We start from the raw sequence: 18,142 nt of genomic DNA on the forward strand, positions 1-18,142 counted from the left end.
TCAACTTTGAACCACTTGCGCGGCACAGTCTTGTGCTCAAAAACTGCGTCCGGCCTCACAGGAGGGTACCGGATGCTGATGTCACCGTGGTCGCTTTTCAGGTCAGCGGAATGGTCTGGCCGACTGCAGGGACTGGGATGACGGCGTTGGGATTAGTCCAACCATAAGTGGGCTGTTGTGCGCCAACCATCTGCTGGCCGTTGCACAAGTCTCCGCCAGTCCCACTGTAGTGTCCGTTTATGCAGCCGTCGGTCCAAGCTTTAAGCGTGTCATCATCCCATGCGCCAAGCCAGTCTGCATGGACGGTGCTTCCCGCGGGCAGCCCCATCATCTTGTCCGAAGAGAACTCCGCATCGGCCAAGCCACCAGCCGGAACCGTAAAGAAAACCGAGAAGGTGAAAGTCGGCAGAATGTAGGGATATCCTGTCGGACATCTCTCCACACCGGTATTCCCATAGGTCGTATCGTGAGTCTGCGCGCGGTGATCGGGCGTGTCGAGATTTTTGCCGTCCCAACAATTCGGAGCGATCATTTGAACGCCGAGCCGCGCACCCGCAGGGCAACCCTTGGCGACCACACTGAAGTCGCTACTGCTCAGACCGGCCGATTCGCACACGAAGTTGACGCCGTCCCGACGATTGTCGGCATAGACGCCACCTTGCATGGTGCGCCCAAACACGTAGCGAAGGCCGCGCGGGAGCGCGATGCATCCCTTTTCCGACATCGCACCGGGAGCGCAGTGTGGATCGCTGTCCGGAAGACGCTTGTAATAGACCGAAGCCCAGTCGGGCACCACAACATTACCATGGCCGTCGAGAAGTGCGGGCATCCAGTAACCCGACCGGTTTAACAGGCCGCAGGTGCTTTTACCGCTCGAACGCAGGCTCTTGTACGTCGAATTGGCATCGGTTTCATCATTACCGAAGAACAGGTGAAGGTGGCTCTTGCCTGCTTGGCCCGGATAAACAATTGGATCGTCATACGAAAGGTGGCTTGGAGCACAGATCAAACGGAAAGCACCGACCGGATCGCCACCCATACTCCCTGGAATAACTCCTGTTCCCCATGAAGCCTGGAGCATGGAGGCGCGATCGTAATTGGGTGCAACCTTATCCATTTGCGGATAGCCTTCCGATGTGTCCGTGCCGACGATAGACGTGCTGGAGCTGGCAGTCGTTGTTGTACTCGTCGGGGTTGGGGTCGGACTCGAAGTCGAGGTCGGACTAGGCGTCGGGCTAGCAACACCAAGATCGGGCCCAGCAGAGGCGGTGGGGATCCCCACAGATTCCGCGCCACAGCCACTTAGCAACAGGGCTGCCAGACTGATCGCAAACGAGCCTTTCGATGTCCGCACACTTAACTCCACGCTGAGAAACTCCGTGAAGCTGAAATGGCAAAAACTACCTAAAGCTAACCTGCACAACTCGGTTAACTAGATGTGATTTGGACAAAAACGGGATCAATTAAGGCAGAATTGCGGCGTGCTGAGGATACAATTTGGATTTGACGTTATTCAGCCAAAAACTGAGAAAGAAGATAAGGTCTGAAACTCTCAGAGGATCGCGTTTTTGTGCATATATTTTGGCTACTAGGTATTAAGATCAACTAAATATTAAATAATAGTTAACCATGATTCCGGCTGAAAATATCGGTTTGGAGGCAGATGCATGGGCCAACCTCTACCAGCGTTCGAATGAAAAATGCGAAGACTATGATGCCGACAAGCTGGAACATGTCGATAAGATGGCCGTTACGCTCGCCGCCTGAAGGATATTTAGCTGGAATGGAAGGCTGCCGAAATTTTACGCTTTCACAGGGCTTTCGCGATAATTGACAAAAATGAAGCACTCGTGTTCGGAGCGGCTTCTGCCGGAGGAATAAATGGCGCGTAACGCATATGGACGGAAGCGAACTCTTGTAACTGGTGGGGCGGGCTTTCTTGGCTCACATCTGATCGATCGATTGATCGAGCGCGGGGACGAGGTGTTATGCGTCGACAATCTATTTACCGGTGACAAACGCAACCTCGATCATCTGGTGGGCCATCCGCGCTTCGAATTCATGCGCCATGACGTATGTTTTCCGCTGTTCGTCGAGGTAGACGAAATCTGGAACCTCGCCTGCCCGGCCAGTCCGGTGCATTACCAGCACGATCCGGTGCAGACGACCAAGACATCGGTGCACGGTGCGATCAATATGCTGGGTCTCGCCAAGCGATTGGGGGTGCGCATATTCCAAGCTTCTACCAGCGAGGTCTATGGCGACCCGCATGTCCATCCGCAGCAAGAGCAGTATTGGGGCAACGTCAACCCGATCGGAATTCGCAGTTGCTACGACGAAGGCAAACGCTGCGCCGAGACGCTATTCTTCGATTACCATCGCCAGCATGGCGTAGAGATTAAGGTCGCGCGTATCTTCAACACCTATGGCCCTCGGATGCATCCGTCCGATGGTCGCGTGGTTTCGAACTTCATCATGCAGGCGCTGAGGAATGAGCCGATTACCCTCTATGGCGAAGGCAAGCAAACGCGTAGCTTCTGCTATGTCGATGATTTGATTGACGGTTTTCTGGCGCTGATGGCGACCGAAGACGATCGTCCCGGGCCGGTCAATATCGGCAATCCGCGCGAATTCACCATCCGCCAACTGGCCGAAAAGGTCATCGCCATGACTGGATCAAGTTCGACGATCGTCGAGCGCCCGCTACCGCAGGATGATCCCCTCCAGCGCAAGCCCGACATCTCGCTGGCCAAGGAGTGGTTTGGCTGGGAGCCCAATTTTGCTCTAGAACAGGGTTTGGACAAGACGATCGCCTATTTTAAAGAGATCTCCTAAGATAACTATGACTTGTCATGCTGTTCGGTTTCGGAACAGTGTGCGCGAGTTGGGCTTGACCACCAAGTTATTGCATCGGATATTGCAGTGGTGGGGAAAGACGAAATGCGCATTTCGCGCGCCGTCAGCTTGGATGGATATTGAACAAGATTGATCTTGCGAGCCAGGCAGTAGATCCTGACGACACGGCAACGACTGCCGGTAGCGTTGCCTCTACGGATTCTGGAACATTGTTCTCGGGTTTGCCGTGGGCCGATTACGTTTTCATTGCAGGCGTGCTGGCTATTGCCCTGCCGACCTTCCTTTTCGTGGCCACAAGCACCTGGTCGACCGAGGAGGGCGCTTATGGTCCGATCATCCTGGCTACGGGTCTATGGTTACTATGGCACGAGTGGCAAGGTGTCCGTCACCTGATCAAGGCCCCGCCGGCGTGGCACGTCGCTATATTACTGGCGATATTCATCCCGATTTACTTGCTTGCGCGGATCACCCAAATCGTCGAAATTGAAGGCTACGCTATGTACTGCGTGCTGCTGTCGGCAGTTTATGGTCTGGTCGGCGGGCGGTTTATGAGAGCGATGTTCTTTCCGCTTCTCTATCTCGCGTTTGTTTTTCCTCCTCCCGATACGGTGATCTACACGCTCACCTTGCCGCTCAAAATGGCGATCACCAAAACCGCGATCGCGTTTTTGCAACTGTTCGGAATGCCAATCGGCGGTACAGGCGTGACCATCCAGATCGGGCAGTATCAATTGCTCGTGGCGGCAGCCTGCTCTGGTCTCAATTCGATCGTTTCTTTGTCCGCGTTGACTTTGTTCTACATCTATCTGATGCACAAGAACGAGCGCCGTCATCAGTTTATTCTACTGCTGTTTGTCCTTCCCGTGGCGATTGCAGCGAATTTCTTCCGGGTGTTGATCCTGATCCTTTTGACCTATTTTGCCGGTGAAGCGGTGGCGCAGGGCTTTCTTCACGAATTGGCAGGCATGACGATGTTCATACTGGCCCTGCTTTTTATTTTCCTGCTCGACATGGGACTGACCAGAATGTTCGCCCGCAAGGCCGGTCGCAACGATAAGGATCGCCTCCATGGATGATGCGCCAGACAAGCCGATGCTCAACTTGGATCGTCGCAAGGTCGTGCTCGGCCTCGGCTTGGCGGCAGCCTCCGGTTTCGCACTGGCGCGCCAGCCGGCACCCAACCGTCCGCGTATCAAGACCGAAGAGTTTAAGAGCTGGATCCCGAAAAAGGTCGGCCAGTATGAATTCGAAACATCGAGCGGGTTGGTTTTGCCACCGTCCGATGCGCTGTCCGATCGTCTCTACGACAATCTGATCACTCGTACCTATCAGGCGCCGAACGGCAGTGTGGTGATGCTGCTCATTGCCTACAACAACCGGCAGGATGGCGTGTTGCAGATGCATCGTCCGGAAATTTGCTATCCGGCGGGCGGTTATGCACTATCACCGATCGATCCCATCGATGTCGCGTTGCCCGATGGTGAGCAGCTTCCCAGCCAGATATTTACCGCCAGAAGCGACACCCGAAACGAGGTGGTGCTCTACTGGACCCGTGTCGAGGACGATTTCCCCCGACGCTGGATTGAACAGCGCTTGGCGGTGGCGAGGGCCAACCTGCGCGGGATTATTCCCGACGGTGTGCTGGTGAGGGTATCGATGCTGTCGGGTGATCTTGGCCATGTGGAAAAGCCGCTCGAGGATTTCGTACGCCAGCTCTTTCTGGAATCGCCCCCCAACTTACGCAATATCCTGTTCAACACGCCGCTAAAAACCTGATCACGGCGCAACTCATGATCGCTCGCGAGCGATGCGAAAGGTAGTCACAATGACGTCAACTCAAATGTTCGACAGAATCACGAGCTGGAAGCGCACTTCAGTTTTGGTCTGCAGCTTGGCTGCATTGGCGGCGCTGACTGGATGCGATAGCAAGCCGGAAGGCCAGGTTGTCGCCGTGGTGAACGGTCAGGAGATCACCACCCAAGAAGTCAACGGCGAACTGCAGAACGCGCCCAAGCTCGAAGGCGACGAAGGCAAAAAGATTCAGAATATGGCGCTGGATCGCGTTGTCGACCGGCAGTTGCTGGCCGATGTGGCAAAGAAGGATGGCATCGAATCCTCACCCGAATATGTCCTGCGCAAGAAGAAGATGGATGAGGGGTTGCTGGTCCAGATGCTCGGTGAGAAACTTGCCCGCGATCTGAAGCAGCCGTCTGCTCAAGACATCCAGAATGTCATCAATTCGAACCCTCAGGCATTCGCTGACCGGACAGTTTTCTTGGTCGACCAGATCGTGTTTCCGACTCCTGATCGCAAGGATGTAATGACTGCACTGCAACCGGCCAAGAACATGGATGACGTCGTCGCGACGCTCAATCGGTTCGGGATCAAATTTCAGCGCGGCAACAACCAGATCAACAGCGCCCAGTTGCCGCCGCAAATGTTCAGTCAGATGAAGCAGGTTGGCACCAGTGAACCTCTGATCGTGCCGACCGGTCCGACAGTCGCCGTGGTCATGATCAAGGCGACCAAGCCGGCGCCTGTCACTGGCGACAATGCCAAGGCGATTGCCAACCAGATGTTTGTCAAACAAACGGTAGCCAAGGAGATGAAGGAACGGCTCGATCAGGCGAAAAAGGACGCTAAGATCGAATATCAGTCCGGTTTCGGTGCCCCGGAAACACCCTCGAGCGATGTCCCAGGTGTAACAGCGAAAAAGAGCGGCATCGCAGGCCTGCCAACGAAAGCTGCAACGAAATAGTCGTTCCGCAAGTCGCAACCTGATTTTGCGATTGTCGGGCATGGCTGAAACTTGCACGCGCGCCGGAGGAAGAGGTTCTTCCGACGCGCCCTTACAATAGTGCCTGGCCGTATTACCGAAACAAAAGGATCATTCATTGCCCTCGAAGCCGCCAATCTTTGAGCAGTTCGATCTTATCAGGGTGGTCAATCTGGTTGAGCGCACGGATCGCCGGCGAGAAATGGATGCTCAGTTCAATGCGATCGGTTTGCAGAACGATCCACGGATTGCCTATTTTCCTGCCATTAGGTCAGAGGGACCTGGGATGTTTCGGCGCGTTGGTTCGCATGGCAACTTCCTCGCGAGGATCGCGTTGTTTCGCGAAGCGGCAGAGCGCAATGCCTCGATTTTGATCCTCGAAGACGATTGCAACTTTCTGGTTCCCGAAATCTGCGATGCCAGTTTGTCGGGGAACTGGGATATTTTCTATGGCGGTTTTGAAATGGTGGGCGATGCAGAGCCGAAGGACAACGATCTGATCGGATCGCATTTCATGGCCTTTTCGGCAAAGGCCGCCAAAATCGGAGCGGACTATCTGACGCGATATCTTGAGCCGGATTTCGAGCCTGATGCGATCGCGGCCGCCGACCCTGAGTACGACCCTACCATCCGTCCTCCCATCGATGGTGCTATGGTATGGATGCGCAGGGCCTATCCCGACCTCTTGACTGTTTTCGAACGCGTATCGGTACAACGTGCCTCGCGCAGCGATGTCTCGGGTGGCAAGGCGATTGACCGGATTCCTGTCGTCAGGACGTTCGTGTCTCTGGCACGCCGCGTTCGCAACAGGTTGTTTGGACGCCGCGGAATGAGCCGAAGAAATCTGAAGTTCGGGTCACCGAACGATTGACTCAACTTTGTCGCGGTTAAAGTTCGATATCAGGGATTGGATATTCGTCGCTGATCAATGAGATTGGCTCCCCATTTTCTGAGAGCATCGCGAGACGGCTTTTCAATTGCCATATGCGCGACCTGCGCCAGGATCATTGTAACGGCAACGGCGCCAAGTTTGTTGAAGGGGTGATGGGGAAGCTCGACATCCAACGCCCAGCCGACCGGCCTGTGTAGCAGATAAATCCCGAACGACACTTCTCCCAACCAAATGGCCGGCGGCAGGCTCAGCAGTCGATTTACCCAGTTCTCACCGGCTGCGAGGGAAGTAAGCAGCAGGCCCGCACAGATCAGCAATACGAACGGATGGACGTATATAGCGTGTTCGGTGAAACCCAGCCTCGGATAGACAAAATAGACCGTCGCGTAGGCGATAACGAAGATCGGCAACCCGATCGCAGCCATTCGGTCGAATTTCGGATGGCTCTCGCGCGTCAAGATGGAAATGATCAGGCCGAGCGAGAACACGTGCAGATAACTGAAGATATCCGTTCGACCCGCCCCAGCTCCCAATGATGCACCGTAGGCGAAGGACACAAAGAGAATTGGCAGGATGATCCACCATACGTTTCGCGACTTGGTCTGCATCCACCAGATCGCGATGAAAACAGATAGAACTGGAATTCCGCGCAAATCGTCCAGATTGTCATATTCGATCCGAACAGCAGAAGGTGCGGTACGATCTGGTCGGGCTCCAGATAGAAAACCTCAGCACTGGGGAATGCCATGTTCAGCACTCCGGTGCCCACCACGACCAGCGCAAACAACGGGTAAATGCGTGCAAAACGCGCAACGACGTAGCTTGAGACTTCCTTCGTATTGAAGGGTCGCTCCACATAGAGCTTGCCGATCAGAAATCCGCTGAGGATGAAAAACAGGACTACACCAAGGCTCGGTGTCGACGTGACAATGCCGTAGTGGCCGAAAACCACGGTGAGCGCGGCAATTCCGCGCAGGCCGTGCAGGGGTTTGATCAGGTCGCGCTTCATTTGTCTTCACTTCCCTGATCGTTCCGGCGGGGTGTACGGTTCCAGTTCGCCTGTGGCTTGCGCAGGAAGCTCGCGTAAATTGGAATTTTCCAAAGGACATAGAGTGGTATCCGCAGCAATGTCTTGGCGCTGAGAAATGCCTGTCCTTCGATCAACCACGCCAATAGCACGAGGGCCACTGCCACTGCCAGCAGGATGCCGAGAATCACAGCCGGGGCAATTTGCGCACCCAGCCAGCCAAGTAGGCAAACCACCACAAACGACATTGAGGCAACCGCCATCGTGAGGGCAAGGGGCGGCACCATGAGATGAAGTCCCAAAAGAATCTCCGCCCGCGACCACCTTTTCAGCCCCTTGGAAAAGACGGGGAGGGCAAGATTTTTCAGGCAATCGAGGAAGCCATGCTCCCACCGCTTGCGCTGCTGCAGGGCGTCTCGCATGTCGGCCGGGGCACTTCGGACATGGGCATGCTCCACCAGATATGGCGGATAACCTTCACGGGTAAGTTCGATTCCCAGCGCGAGATCCTCCACGATGGAGCCCGTCGCCAGTTTCGCATTCGCAATCCGTTGCCAAGGAAGGGCCATGCCTGTCCCTGTCAACAAGGCGGCACCCCCAAGCCGTTGCATCCCGCGAGAACGGAACAGGTTTTTGACGAGCATCGCGAAGCTGGAGATCTGAACCATGGGAGGCGCGCCGAGATCCGGCGAAATCAGGTTGATCGCCTGGGTTGGAGTTCCGCGCTGCAAAGCGATAGCGCTCAAGGCTTCAAGGCTTCCTTCGCCAAGACGGCAATCCGCATCCAGGACGATCACCACATCCGGCGGGCCCCCAGCCTGTTCCGCCAGATAATCGCGACCGAAAGCGAGCGCATATCCCTTGCCCCGCGCAACCGTATCGTGACGTTCGATCACCTGGGCGCCGGCCGTTCTTGCGCGTTCTGCTGTGTCGTCCGAACAATTGTCCGCCACCACCAGAATTTGCGTGTTGCGTGGAGCAACCGATTTCAGCGCCTCGACAGTTGCCGCAATTCCAGTCGCTTCGTCATGCGCCGGAATGAGCACCGAAATCGACTTGGGCGTCCCGCCGAGGGTGCCACCTGACCCACTCCAGAGGCCTGCGAGCAGTTCCAGGCACAAAATTGTCAGCGGCAATCCGGCAAGGAACAAAATTGCCCATGCTATGATTGAAATTACGACAATCACGAGTGGGTCGATCCCGCGGCTGGAACGTTAAAAATGGCTGCCATCATCTCCGTGCCATAGCGGGATAAACTTTGTGGTTCCAAGGCCTTGCCAATCTCATTTTCAGCTTCACCCCCATCTACCTGCAAAAAACCAAGAAAATATGTGCGGTGTCTCTTTTTAGCATGAGCGCACCGAGAGTTTAGGCCAAAGGCCAAAGTGATGATAAAGCATGAAGGCTGCGCAAAGCACGCGTTGGCACTGATTGGGAATTGCGGATTTTTAGTTGGACCAAGTTTGCCCGGAGGGGACCCAGAGTGTGTCGAGCGAAACTGAAATAATGCCCCCAGTGGATATCGATGCGGACGATATCCTGCTTCCCGAAGTCCGAACCGGTCGTCAGCGGCCCTGGCGAGGCGTGGCGATGACGCTGCTGATTGCAGCAGCCGCAGTTATGCTGGTCGGCGTCTGGTATGTCCTTAGCCAGCCGGAGCAAACCCCGCACCATGGCGAGGGTGTTCCAAAATCAGTGTTGCAGGCGGCCAAAGGAAACGTCTCGGCAAGCGATCTCGAGATTATCTACGATACGGAAGTCAAGGCCATCGCCCCTGCTGATGCGCTCGCCATGAATGCCGCAAGGCCCAACGACTTGCTCAAGGTTCCAGCAGCACGGGCATTGGCTATCGATCCGGCGAACAAGGCCGATCCTCATTACGAAGCCGCCGTTCAATGCCTCGCGCAGGCGGTTTATTATGAAGCTGCGAGCGAGGGCGATGCCGGCGAAAGGGCCGTGGCACAGGTCGTACTCAATCGTGTCCATAGCCTGGCCTTTCCCGACACGGTGTGCGGGGTTGTTTACCAAGGAGCCGAGCGCGTGACCGGTTGCCAGTTCACCTTCACTTGCGACGGAAGCCTGGCGAGGGTGCCGCCTCAGGCAGTTTTCGAGCGCGCGCGCAAGATAGCGGTTCAGGCATTATCGGGCAGGGTGGATCCGGCGGTCGGCAATGCGACCCACTATCATGCCAATTTCGTTATTCCCTATTGGGCCTCGTCGCTCGACAAGGTGAAGACGATCGGTGCGCATATCTTCTATCTGATGCGTGGACCGCTCGGTGCGCCGGGTGCATTCAACCAGCACTACGATCTCGCCTATGAGATCCTGCCAAGCGCTCTCGTCGGTTCTGGTACCCAACTTGCCGAACAACCGACGGATGTTCCGACGCAGACGCCGGAAAGCCGCCTGCTGGTGGCACCACTCGCACCGGCTCTGGCGGCGGATGCCAATCCGGGCCGGTTGGTGCACTCCACGCCGCAAGCTTCTCCTACGCCGTCGGCAACCCCCTCACGCTTGCGTGCGGATGAGCAGAGCGGCGAGATCAAGTCTGGAAGCGGGTCATCGCGATTGATTGTTGACGGCCAGCCGCAGCCTGATGCTGCGACGGGCGGCAACAAATCAAAGCAGCCGCATTAGTGCGCCGGTCTAGCGCTTTTCCTTGCCATAATTCTTGATCCCATAGGGATCGCCGTAGCCATAACCATAGGCATCAAAGAAACCGCCGCGATAGCGATTGAGGATCGTGCCGAGGCAGGGCGAAGGTTCCAGCAAGGCGATGGTCTCGCGAACCTGCGTTGCGGTGTTGCGGCCATGCTCGACTACCAACATGTAGCTGTCGAGATGTTCCATAGTCAGTAGAGCATCGTCGCTGGCAAAGACCGGTGGGAGATCAGCCATCACAAGGATTTCTTCCGGCAACGCCCTCAGTGCTGCGATCAATTCCTCGAAGCGCTTCGAAGTCAGCAATTCGCCGCTGCGGCGCAAGGCACCTATGCAGGGCAGGACGAACAGGTCCGTGTCAGCGACCCGGTAAAGAGCTTGTGTCCAATCGTCCAACTCACCGCGCAGATAGGCGGAGAGATCGGACGGAACGTCTGCCTCCAGGCTAGCGAGGACCGATCCGCGCCGGAGATCGAAATCGCACAGCAGCATTGTACGACCGGTAATACGAGAAAGCGCAGCAGCAAGATTGACCGACACAAATGTCTTGCCCGCAGCCGGGGTCGCACTGGTCATAGCGATGATCTGCTGTCCGCTGCTTTCCAGCGAACGTGTGATCTGCGACCGCAGCAGGTTAAACGGCCTTGCGCGCTCCTCGTGACTGTCGAAACCGACAATCTTCTGCCGGTCGAGGACATCCTCGCCCAAGGAGATAACCCCGGCCCGCTCAAAGGCGGAGGGAAGGGTGAATGTCACGCTTTCGAGTGGCTCAGGCATTGCGTAGTTCATGCTTACGACGTCTTCCAAATATGCGTTTCAGCCAGCCCATGCGTTGCCCCCTCTGGCCACGGCGAAGGGGTGGTTCGCCAGCGCCTACGACAGGGATCATCGCCAGCGGTCGAGATCCTGTAATGCTGGCGAGAACCGCCGGATCGCGGATCGGGTGGAGAACGATCTCAACCGCCAGTGCCAAGAGCAAGCCGAGACCCAGACCCGCCGCTGCGCCAAGGCCGACGATAAGCGGGCGATTGGGCGAAGTGGGGCGATCCGGTACGACCGGGGGGTCGACGACTATCAGTCGTTCGCCCATCTGCTCCTGACCCGCGCGAGCACTGGCACGTGCAGACAGAAGCTGGCCGGAAACGGCGTCCAGCTGCTTGTACAATGTCTGGAGGCGCTGTTGCAGCTGCCCTTGCTGTTCCTGGATTGCAGGAGCTTCGGCACGTTTGGCGAGCACTGCGGAGGTTTGCGCCTGCTCGTTGGACTTTGCCGCACGCAACTGCGCGAGCTGGGTGCGGTCGAATTCGAGCTGTCGGTTGAGCTGTTCAACCGGTGCCTTGGCGACGTTCTGCTTGGCGAATTTCTTCGCCTCTTCAAGTCGCTGCTTGGCGATGATCACATCCGGGTTTTGATCGGTATAGATTGCTTTGGCGGCCGCCAGCTGGGCCTCTGCCGCGACCACCGCAGGATCGCGGGTGTCTGCAGAGGCAAGCGACGCGCGTTGCGCCTCAAGCTGGGAGATCTCGCGCTCGAGACCTGCGATCTGCACATCGTAACTGCCGCCCGAGCCACCGATAACGGCGGCTGAACCCGCCGCAAGGATGCTGCCGTAACGCTGATTGAAGGCTGAGACATCGCCTTGCGCAGCATCGATCTTGCGCTGAAGATCCTGTTGCTGGTCGGTCAGGAACTGAACGGTTTCGGTCAACTGCTCGGTATTGGTGGTGGAATCGACCTCGACCACCTTCTCCATCAACTGTTGAGCGACGGCCTGCGCCTTGACCGGATTATTGTAGGTATAGGACAGGCGGACAGACACTGTCTGGTTCTTGTTGCTGCCAGCCAGATCTATCGACTCCGGAACCAGCGTGATCGCGTCGCGCATGTCCTCGACAATTTTCGAGAGCGGTGTGCTCTGGCGCTTATCCTGGTAAAGGCCGTTCCTCTGGATCAGACCGATCAAGGCCGGGCGATTGATAATCTGCTGCCGGATGGCCGCGATCCTCTGCGCCACAGCATCATCCTGCTGCATCCCGATGATTTCTTTCGGCAGGCTGGGTGACTGAACCAGCAGCACGGCCGACGAATCGTATTTCTTCGGAAGCAGAAGGGCGGCTGCAACCGCGAGGGTAAATATCACCAACGCCGGGACAATGATGAACCACCGTCGTTGCCACAGGATTATGGGCAACTGGGCGAGGATCGCACCCATGCCGGTTGGCGCGGGCGCATCATCGTCGTCCATTTCATAAGCGGTCAAGGGTGATCTCCAATGCGCACGGTCAAGCCGATGCCGATTGCTATACGCGGTTTATCGTTAACGAACCCACCATAGGAACGATCGACCGAACCGAACACATAGCCGTCCAGGCGATCGCTAAAGGTGTGGGTGAAGGTCGAGCGGAAGCTGAGCAGCTCGATATCGCGGAAACTTGTTGTATTCGGATCGTTGGACTTGCTGCTGGTGTAACCGGCAGTCGCGCTGAGGCGATCGCGATCCGACACTGTCTGGGTATATTGTGCCGACACCGAGTCGGTATTGCGAATGCGACCAAGCGCGCTGGGTTGCTGCGCGCGGTCATAGGAAAGGCAGAAGCTGCGCCGACTGTTCTGGTTGCAGATCGAAACAGAGCCGGCCGCCGTTACATTGGAATAGCTCGGAAATTGGCTATTAGCTTCCGAATGGGTTGCAGAAACGCCCGCCGATGCCGACAGATGCCAGAATTCACCGAGCTGCGTATCCATCGTGGCGAACAGGCCGAAGGTGGTCGCACTGGGGTAAATCGCCTGGTAATGGGTATAGCGACCGTTGCCGGTCAGGCCAACCTGTGTCCGCTGGGAAAGCTGATGGGTATAACCAAGCCCTGCGGAAACGCTGTCGTAATCCGTGTTGCCGAATGAGCTGCCAGAATTGCCGGTGACGATCAGTTTCTGATAGCCGACATTGGCGTTGAATGAAGATCGCTCGCTGAGCTGGGTCGTTCCCTGCGCACCAACATTGATATTGGTCGTGCGACCGCTGAGGCCGAGCAGGGTGATGTCTTCTCCCGGCACCAGCAAGCTTGGGTCGGTAACGGGCGTACCGACGTCGGAGCCTGTTCCTCCGGGAGTCAACGATGCCGGCAGTCGGCCGATATAGTCATACCGACCGCGCGGAGAGGATGATGTAACGCTGGCGTTTGCCGACAGAGTCGTGCGCTCGCTCGTGCGCTTCGTGACGCTTAGATTGCCGCCATAGCTATCATCGAAACCGTATTTGCTTGTGTAGGCACGTCCGCGCGCAAACGCGCTCAGGTTGAAGCTGGACGTGGGCCCCTTGCTGGTCAGCCATGGCCGCACCTCGACACTGCCGGCACCGACCCAGTCGGAAGAACTGTCGGTAGAGCCGGTATCGGAATATCCCAGGAACGGGTTTGAATCAGCCTCAGCATCAACTTTGACGATGATTCCCTTGCGCACCTCTTGTGCATGCACGATGGCGGGTAAGGTCAGCGTCGTGCATGAGAGCAATAATGCCCTTGAAAGCGTACGGATATTTTTCACTGTCCCGTCCTCAGGGCACGATGATGACGTCACCGGGTTCTACGGTAACGATGCCTGCCCTCTGCACATCCCCCGTGTTCACACCCGATTTGAACAGCTGGCCGAGATGAACGTGATACACCTTCATCTGATCCCCGGCCCCCCGAATAAGCGTGACATTATCCATATTGGCAAACTCGGCAGGGCCGCCGGCCAGACTGATCGCCTGCAATACATTGACGTAGCGGTTGGTATTGAAAACGCCCGGTGAGCGAACTTTACCCATGATCGAGAAGGACATACCCGCAGTATCGGTCACCGTTACCGTCACGAACGGCACATCGCCGCGATACTGGTCGCGCAGTCGTTCGCTGACGAGCTTTTCCACATCCTGCGGACGAAGGCCCGAGACCTTGAGCTGGCCGACCAACGGAAAAGCGATCGTGCCATCGGGGAGCACCTTGAGCTGGCGCTGGAGCCGCTCTTCACCCCAAACGTAGATGTTGAGGTCATCTCCCGGATTGATCCGATAGGTCGAAATCGACGGGGTCGGTTGCCCGGCAGTCGTGGTCGAGCGACTAGCCGCTTGCGCCGGTGCCTGTGCGTGGGCCATATTGGCCATTGGCAACGCGAGAAGCGCGATTGCTGAAATGACCATCGTGACTATCTGCTTGCGAGCAAGTGAGATGTTTCTGAACAATAGAGGATTCCTGCCTTGGCGCTGGATTTTTTACTTTGCCGGGGTATTAACACGGCCATGCCACATGGCCAACACATTGTCTCTCGCCCCATCCCGTTTAGACACATGGTGGCTATCATATCCTTAACGCTGCTCTTTACGCTGGGAGGGTGTGCCAGTTCCCAGCAAAAGGCGGAAAAGGAAGCGGCAATCGCCCAGCAATTGCTTAATCAGGGTGACGTGCAAGGCGCCAGCAGGGCAATTGCACGTGCCCTGTCCTATCGCGATGATCAGGAAGATATTCTCCTGCTGGACGCGCGGATCAAATACCGTTTGCAGGATTTTCGCCCTGCGTTCGATGCCTATCGCGTAGTTTTGGCGATGGACCCCAACAATATGGAGGCGCTCTCGGCTATCTCGGAACTCGGCGTGGCGGTCGGTGACAAGAACACGGCCGAGGACGCGATCAAGCGGGCGTTGGCGATCAATCCCGATATCCCGGAAGTGTTGCTGTCAAAGGGCGTGCTTGAACTATCCGACAAGGATTATGACGGTGCCATCGCGACTGGCGAAAAAATTCTTGCCCGAAATCCGCAGGATCCACGTGGCACAGTGCTCAAGGCACGTGGACTGTTTCTGCAAGGCAAGCGGGCTGAGGCTTTAACCATGCTGAGCGATGCGGCGTCCAAATACGGGAACAACGGGTTGGTTTCATCGGCATTGCTCGAAGTTGCCCGCGCCCAAGGGGATGTTCCACTTATGCTCGAGCAGTTTGCGTTCCTTAGTGGGCAAAACCCGCAGAGCGTCGACCTCGCGCTCGACGAGATAAATGTACGGTACAAGTCTGGAGACGTGACCGGCGCGAGAGCGGTGGGGCTTTCGATGCTGGAGCGGTTTGGTAACGATAGCCAGGCGATGGGGCGGTTGGTCGATATGTGGGACGAGTATGACGTCACACCGCTGACAGATCAGGATATCGCCGCTGTCGCGAGCAAGGATGGCATGGATGCCAGATTGGCTGTGGCGCGTTTCTATATCGATCATGCCAAGTCCGATGTGGCGGCGAAGCTGGTCGCCGGTTCGAGCGATCCGCGTGCGTCTGGGCTGCTGGCGCGGATCGGGATCGAGCAAGGTAATCCCCAGGCTGCTGCTGCTGCACGCAAGATCATTGAGCAGGACACAACCAATTGCGAAGCGCTCACCGGCCTTGCGGAATGGGACCTGATGCACGGCAAGCCGAACGATGCGATCACGCAGGCGCAGGTCGTTGCGACCGACTGCCTCGATCGGATCGACGGTTATGTCCTGCTTGCAAAAGCCTATCAGAAAGCCAATCGTCCCGCAGGCGTCGAACGGGTTTATCGCGAAGGCATCGAAGCGCACCCCCAGGATCCTAACCTGACCAAATCCTTTGCCGACTGGCTCGTATCTCGCGGTAACATCGATGCTGCGGAATCCGCAGTCCGTCGCCTCTCCAATGTTGCCCCATCGCGCGAATCGAGTTGGGATATCTATCTCGAAATATGCCAGAAAGCGAAAGACTCAGCGTGTACGGCCGATGCCAGGCAGGGTTTGCTACAGTCCAAGACCGCTTATGCGCTCGATCCCTTGCCAGGTATTCGCCGAGCCAACCCGCTGGTCGGCAGGACATGGCAGTGAGTGAAGGTGCTGCTGAACCGCTGACTTTTCTCAATATCGCGTTTTCGCAGCTCACTCTGGACCAGGCAGTGGAGTGGGTCGAACGCCACGCGCATGAGGACAGCTTCACCTATGTTGTCACGCCGAACGTCGATCATGTGGTGATGTATCACGGCAAAGGTGACGAGCCGTGGCGAACTGCCTATCGGCAGGCTGTCGTTGAGAGCGATCTGCGCCTCAATGATAGCCGTATCCTCGCTAAACTGGCGAAGCTTTCGGGCGAAAGTCTCAGGATTGCGCCCGGCAGCGATTTGGTTAAGCAATTGATCGGCAGGTTAGGAGGGAAGAACAGGTCTCTGGCGCTCGTTGGTGGTCAGGTACGTGAGGCCGATTGGTTGCGACATAACCTGCCGAATTGCGCGATAAAGCATCTCGATCCACCGATGGGGGTGCGTGACAGCGCGCTTGCACGAGAAGAAATCACACACTTTGTCGAGGCTGCACGGGCGGATATCGTGCTCTTCGCCATCGGCGCCCCGCAGAGCGAAATCGTCGCGAGAGAAATCGCCCAGCGCGGTAAGGCTCGCGGTGTGGCGTTGTGTATCGGGGCTTCGGTGGAGTTTCTTAGCGGTGCGAAGCGGCGCGCTCCGCTGATCATGCAGAAGATCGGGTTGGAGTGGCTGTTCCGCCTTGCGAGCGAGCCTACGCGGCTATGGCAACGTTATCTGGTCAAAGGACCAAGGATTTTCGCTATCTGGTGGGCAGACAGGCAAACGAGCCGTCGACGGTAGGTCGTTTATCCTCGCTTAGGAGCGTCGACGATGGGTTTGGGGTTTCTCCAGCCATAACTGGGCACCGAAGCGCCTTTGATTTGCGTTCCGTCGCAAAGGTCCCCGCCGCTCGCATTTTTGAAACCGTTGATGCAATTCTTCAACCATGTAGCCAGCGTCTGGTCGTCCCACGCACCAAACCAATCAGCGTGTAGCGTTTCTCCAGCGGCAGTGTCGGCCATGATGTCTGACGAGAATTTCGCAGAGCGCATCTGATCCCGCATTGTCCATGTAACGATAAAATGAAAATCGGGCGTCTGGAACTTGTGACCACGTGGGCAAACCTGTTGTCCCCTGTTGTTCCAGTACATTTGTGCCATGTGGCTGCGATGGTCCGGGCTGTCGAGCTGCGTACCGTTCCAGCAATTGTTGGCGGCGATCTGGGCGAGGAATTTGGCCCCGTTCTGGCACTTGCTGAGCACTTCGTTCATGTCGCGCGACGATATCGCCGGCTTCGTGCAGACGAAATTGACCGGGTCTTTCGTATCGGAAGCCGTTTTCCCGCCGGTCATTGCTCGCCCGAACACATACCGCAGCCCACGGGGCAGGCCGATGCATTCGATAGTCGCGGTATGACACAATGGGTCGGAGGTCGGACGTCGCTTGTAATATACCGTGGCATAATCCGGTAGAATGACCTTCTGACCGTTCATCAATGCCGGCATCCAATATGCCGAGCGATTGAGTTCACCGCAGGTGCTGGAACCGGTTTTTCGCAGACTCTGATACGTGCTGCTTGCATTGGCCAAGCTGTTGCCGAAAAACAGGTGGAGATGGCTTTTACCCGGCTGGTCAGGGTAAACGACGGGGTCGTCGTAGGACAGATGCGAAGGCGCGCAAGTGAGGCGAAATGCACCAAGGACGTCGGGGGCAGCACTGTGTGGAATCTTCCCTGTTCCATGTGCGCGGACGAGCATTCGATCGCGATGATAATTGGGCGCGATCGGTTCCAGCTCCTTGAATGAATCTCCAGCGGCCGAGGGCTCGGCATCTTGGGATGCCGCGAGCCCGTTGGATGGAGCATTCGGACAATCGAGTTTCAGCACGCCGGTGTGGCCGGGGCCGCTGGACGATGTATCGCACTTGTCTGATCGCTTGGACGCGTCAGCCCGTGTGGGAACTGTCAGGGCAAGCGCTACACAAGCCAGCGTAATGGCAGCCAGCAATACGGCGAGCAATTGCCATAACGCATGGACCCTTCCAAATTGACTCAGTTTCAAATCCATTTGCAGAGCTTACCAGCGTTTTCCATGAATAGTCA

Annotated in this window: 16 protein-coding genes and 1 pseudogene; 9 read left to right on the forward strand and 8 right to left on the reverse strand. The window is 56.7% G+C overall.

What is annotated here, in order from left to right:
• Positions 1-97: 97 nt before the first annotated feature.
• Complete coding sequence (locus GRI58_RS07415) at positions 98-1,117, reverse strand: DUF1996 domain-containing protein (protein ID WP_160752951.1); 1,020 nt, start codon at positions 1,115-1,117, stop codon at positions 98-100.
• Between the two features lie 512 nt (positions 1,118-1,629).
• Between GRI58_RS07415 and GRI58_RS07420 the strand changes: the two genes are divergently transcribed.
• The 6 genes from GRI58_RS07420 (at position 1,630) to GRI58_RS07445 (ending at position 6,503) form a co-directional block, all read left to right on the forward strand.
• The gene (locus GRI58_RS07420; protein WP_160752952.1) at positions 1,630-1,767 is read left to right on the forward strand and encodes a hypothetical protein; all 138 of its coding nucleotides are present in this window, start codon (positions 1,630-1,632) and stop codon (positions 1,765-1,767) included.
• 114 nt (positions 1,768-1,881) lie between these two features.
• Positions 1,882-2,835, forward strand: coding sequence for a UDP-glucuronic acid decarboxylase family protein (locus tag GRI58_RS07425; protein WP_160752953.1), 954 nt, complete (start codon positions 1,882-1,884; stop codon positions 2,833-2,835).
• A gap of 140 nt (positions 2,836-2,975) precedes the next feature.
• Entirely contained in the window at positions 2,976-3,932 is a 957-nt protein-coding gene (xrtV, locus tag GRI58_RS07430) for an exosortase V (RefSeq protein ID WP_160752954.1), read from the forward strand.
• Entirely contained in the window at positions 3,925-4,632 is a 708-nt protein-coding gene (gene epsI, locus GRI58_RS07435) for an exosortase-associated protein EpsI, V-type (protein ID WP_160752955.1), read from the forward strand. Before xrtV ends, epsI begins: the two co-directional genes overlap by 8 nt.
• Positions 4,633-4,696: 64 nt before the next feature.
• On the forward strand, positions 4,697-5,614 hold the full coding sequence (locus GRI58_RS07440; RefSeq protein WP_160752956.1) for an EpsD family peptidyl-prolyl cis-trans isomerase: 918 nt from the start codon (positions 4,697-4,699) through the stop codon (positions 5,612-5,614).
• Positions 5,615-5,918: 304 nt separating this feature from the next.
• On the forward strand, positions 5,919-6,503 hold the full coding sequence (locus GRI58_RS07445) for a hypothetical protein (RefSeq protein ID WP_160752957.1): 585 nt from the start codon (positions 5,919-5,921) through the stop codon (positions 6,501-6,503).
• A 29-nt stretch (positions 6,504-6,532) separates the two neighbouring features.
• Here the strand turns inward: GRI58_RS07445 and GRI58_RS15925 are convergent.
• Positions 6,533-7,533: pseudogene (locus GRI58_RS15925) on the reverse strand (acyltransferase family protein).
• Entirely contained in the window at positions 7,530-8,738 is a 1,209-nt protein-coding gene (locus GRI58_RS07460) for a glycosyltransferase family 2 protein (protein WP_337190914.1), read from the reverse strand. The pseudogene GRI58_RS15925 and the gene GRI58_RS07460 overlap by 4 nt, the downstream one beginning before the upstream one ends.
• Positions 8,739-9,036: 298 nt before the next feature.
• Between GRI58_RS07460 and GRI58_RS07465 the strand changes: the two genes are divergently transcribed.
• Positions 9,037-10,188 (forward strand): cell wall hydrolase, encoded by a 1,152-nt coding sequence (locus tag GRI58_RS07465; protein ID WP_337190915.1) that lies wholly within the window; start codon positions 9,037-9,039, stop codon positions 10,186-10,188.
• Between the two features lie 9 nt (positions 10,189-10,197).
• Here GRI58_RS07465 and GRI58_RS07470 read toward each other — a convergent pair whose 3' ends face one another.
• From GRI58_RS07470 to GRI58_RS07485, 4 genes are all read right to left on the reverse strand, one after another.
• Positions 10,198-11,001, reverse strand: coding sequence for a CpsD/CapB family tyrosine-protein kinase (locus GRI58_RS07470; protein WP_160752961.1), 804 nt, complete (start codon positions 10,999-11,001; stop codon positions 10,198-10,200).
• Positions 10,982-12,472, reverse strand: a complete 1,491-nt coding sequence (locus GRI58_RS07475) for a GumC family protein (protein WP_160752962.1) — start codon at positions 12,470-12,472, stop codon at positions 10,982-10,984. Before GRI58_RS07475 ends, GRI58_RS07470 begins: the two co-directional genes overlap by 20 nt.
• Positions 12,469-13,686, reverse strand: coding sequence for a hypothetical protein (locus GRI58_RS07480; RefSeq protein WP_160752963.1), 1,218 nt, complete (start codon positions 13,684-13,686; stop codon positions 12,469-12,471). Before GRI58_RS07480 ends, GRI58_RS07475 begins: the two co-directional genes overlap by 4 nt.
• A 79-nt stretch (positions 13,687-13,765) precedes the next feature.
• Positions 13,766-14,356, reverse strand: a complete 591-nt coding sequence (locus tag GRI58_RS07485) for a polysaccharide biosynthesis/export family protein (protein ID WP_160752964.1) — start codon at positions 14,354-14,356, stop codon at positions 13,766-13,768.
• A 183-nt stretch (positions 14,357-14,539) separates the two neighbouring features.
• On the opposite strand from GRI58_RS07485, the gene GRI58_RS07490 reads away from it, so the two are divergent.
• Both GRI58_RS07490 and GRI58_RS07495 read left to right on the forward strand, forming a co-directional pair.
• On the forward strand, positions 14,540-16,072 hold the full coding sequence (locus GRI58_RS07490; protein ID WP_160752965.1) for a tetratricopeptide repeat protein: 1,533 nt from the start codon (positions 14,540-14,542) through the stop codon (positions 16,070-16,072).
• The gene (locus tag GRI58_RS07495) at positions 16,069-16,842 is read left to right on the forward strand and encodes a WecB/TagA/CpsF family glycosyltransferase (protein ID WP_160752966.1); all 774 of its coding nucleotides are present in this window, start codon (positions 16,069-16,071) and stop codon (positions 16,840-16,842) included. Before GRI58_RS07490 ends, GRI58_RS07495 begins: the two co-directional genes overlap by 4 nt.
• 5 nt (positions 16,843-16,847) lie before the next feature.
• Here GRI58_RS07495 and GRI58_RS07500 read toward each other — a convergent pair whose 3' ends face one another.
• Positions 16,848-18,107, reverse strand: a complete 1,260-nt coding sequence (locus tag GRI58_RS07500) for a DUF1996 domain-containing protein (protein ID WP_160752967.1) — start codon at positions 18,105-18,107, stop codon at positions 16,848-16,850.
• Positions 18,108-18,142: the final 35 nt, after the last annotated feature.

Source organism: Qipengyuania algicida, from assembly GCF_009828025.1.
Lineage (GTDB): Bacteria > Pseudomonadota > Alphaproteobacteria > Sphingomonadales > Sphingomonadaceae > Qipengyuania > Qipengyuania algicida.

What these genes read in the sequence shown, in the direction of transcription:
- GRI58_RS07415 (WP_160752951.1), bottom strand. Translation starts at nt 1,117, where the DNA reads ATGGATAAGGTTGCACCCAATTACGATCGCGCCTCCATGCTCCAGGCT.
- GRI58_RS07420 (WP_160752952.1), top strand. Translation starts at nt 1,630, where the DNA reads ATGATTCCGGCTGAAAATATCGGTTTGGAGGCAGATGCATGGGCCAAC.
- GRI58_RS07425 (WP_160752953.1), top strand. Translation starts at nt 1,882, where the DNA reads ATGGCGCGTAACGCATATGGACGGAAGCGAACTCTTGTAACTGGTGGG.
- epsI (WP_160752955.1), top strand. Translation starts at nt 3,925, where the DNA reads ATGGATGATGCGCCAGACAAGCCGATGCTCAACTTGGATCGTCGCAAG.
- GRI58_RS07440 (WP_160752956.1), top strand. Translation starts at nt 4,697, where the DNA reads ATGTTCGACAGAATCACGAGCTGGAAGCGCACTTCAGTTTTGGTCTGC.
- GRI58_RS07445 (WP_160752957.1), top strand. Translation starts at nt 5,919, where the DNA reads ATGTTTCGGCGCGTTGGTTCGCATGGCAACTTCCTCGCGAGGATCGCG.
- GRI58_RS07470 (WP_160752961.1), bottom strand. Translation starts at nt 11,001, where the DNA reads ATGAACTACGCAATGCCTGAGCCACTCGAAAGCGTGACATTCACCCTT.
- GRI58_RS07485 (WP_160752964.1), bottom strand. Translation starts at nt 14,356, where the DNA reads ATGGCCAATATGGCCCACGCACAGGCACCGGCGCAAGCGGCTAGTCGC.
- GRI58_RS07490 (WP_160752965.1), top strand. Translation starts at nt 14,540, where the DNA reads ATGGTGGCTATCATATCCTTAACGCTGCTCTTTACGCTGGGAGGGTGT.
- GRI58_RS07500 (WP_160752967.1), bottom strand. Translation starts at nt 18,107, where the DNA reads ATGGATTTGAAACTGAGTCAATTTGGAAGGGTCCATGCGTTATGGCAA.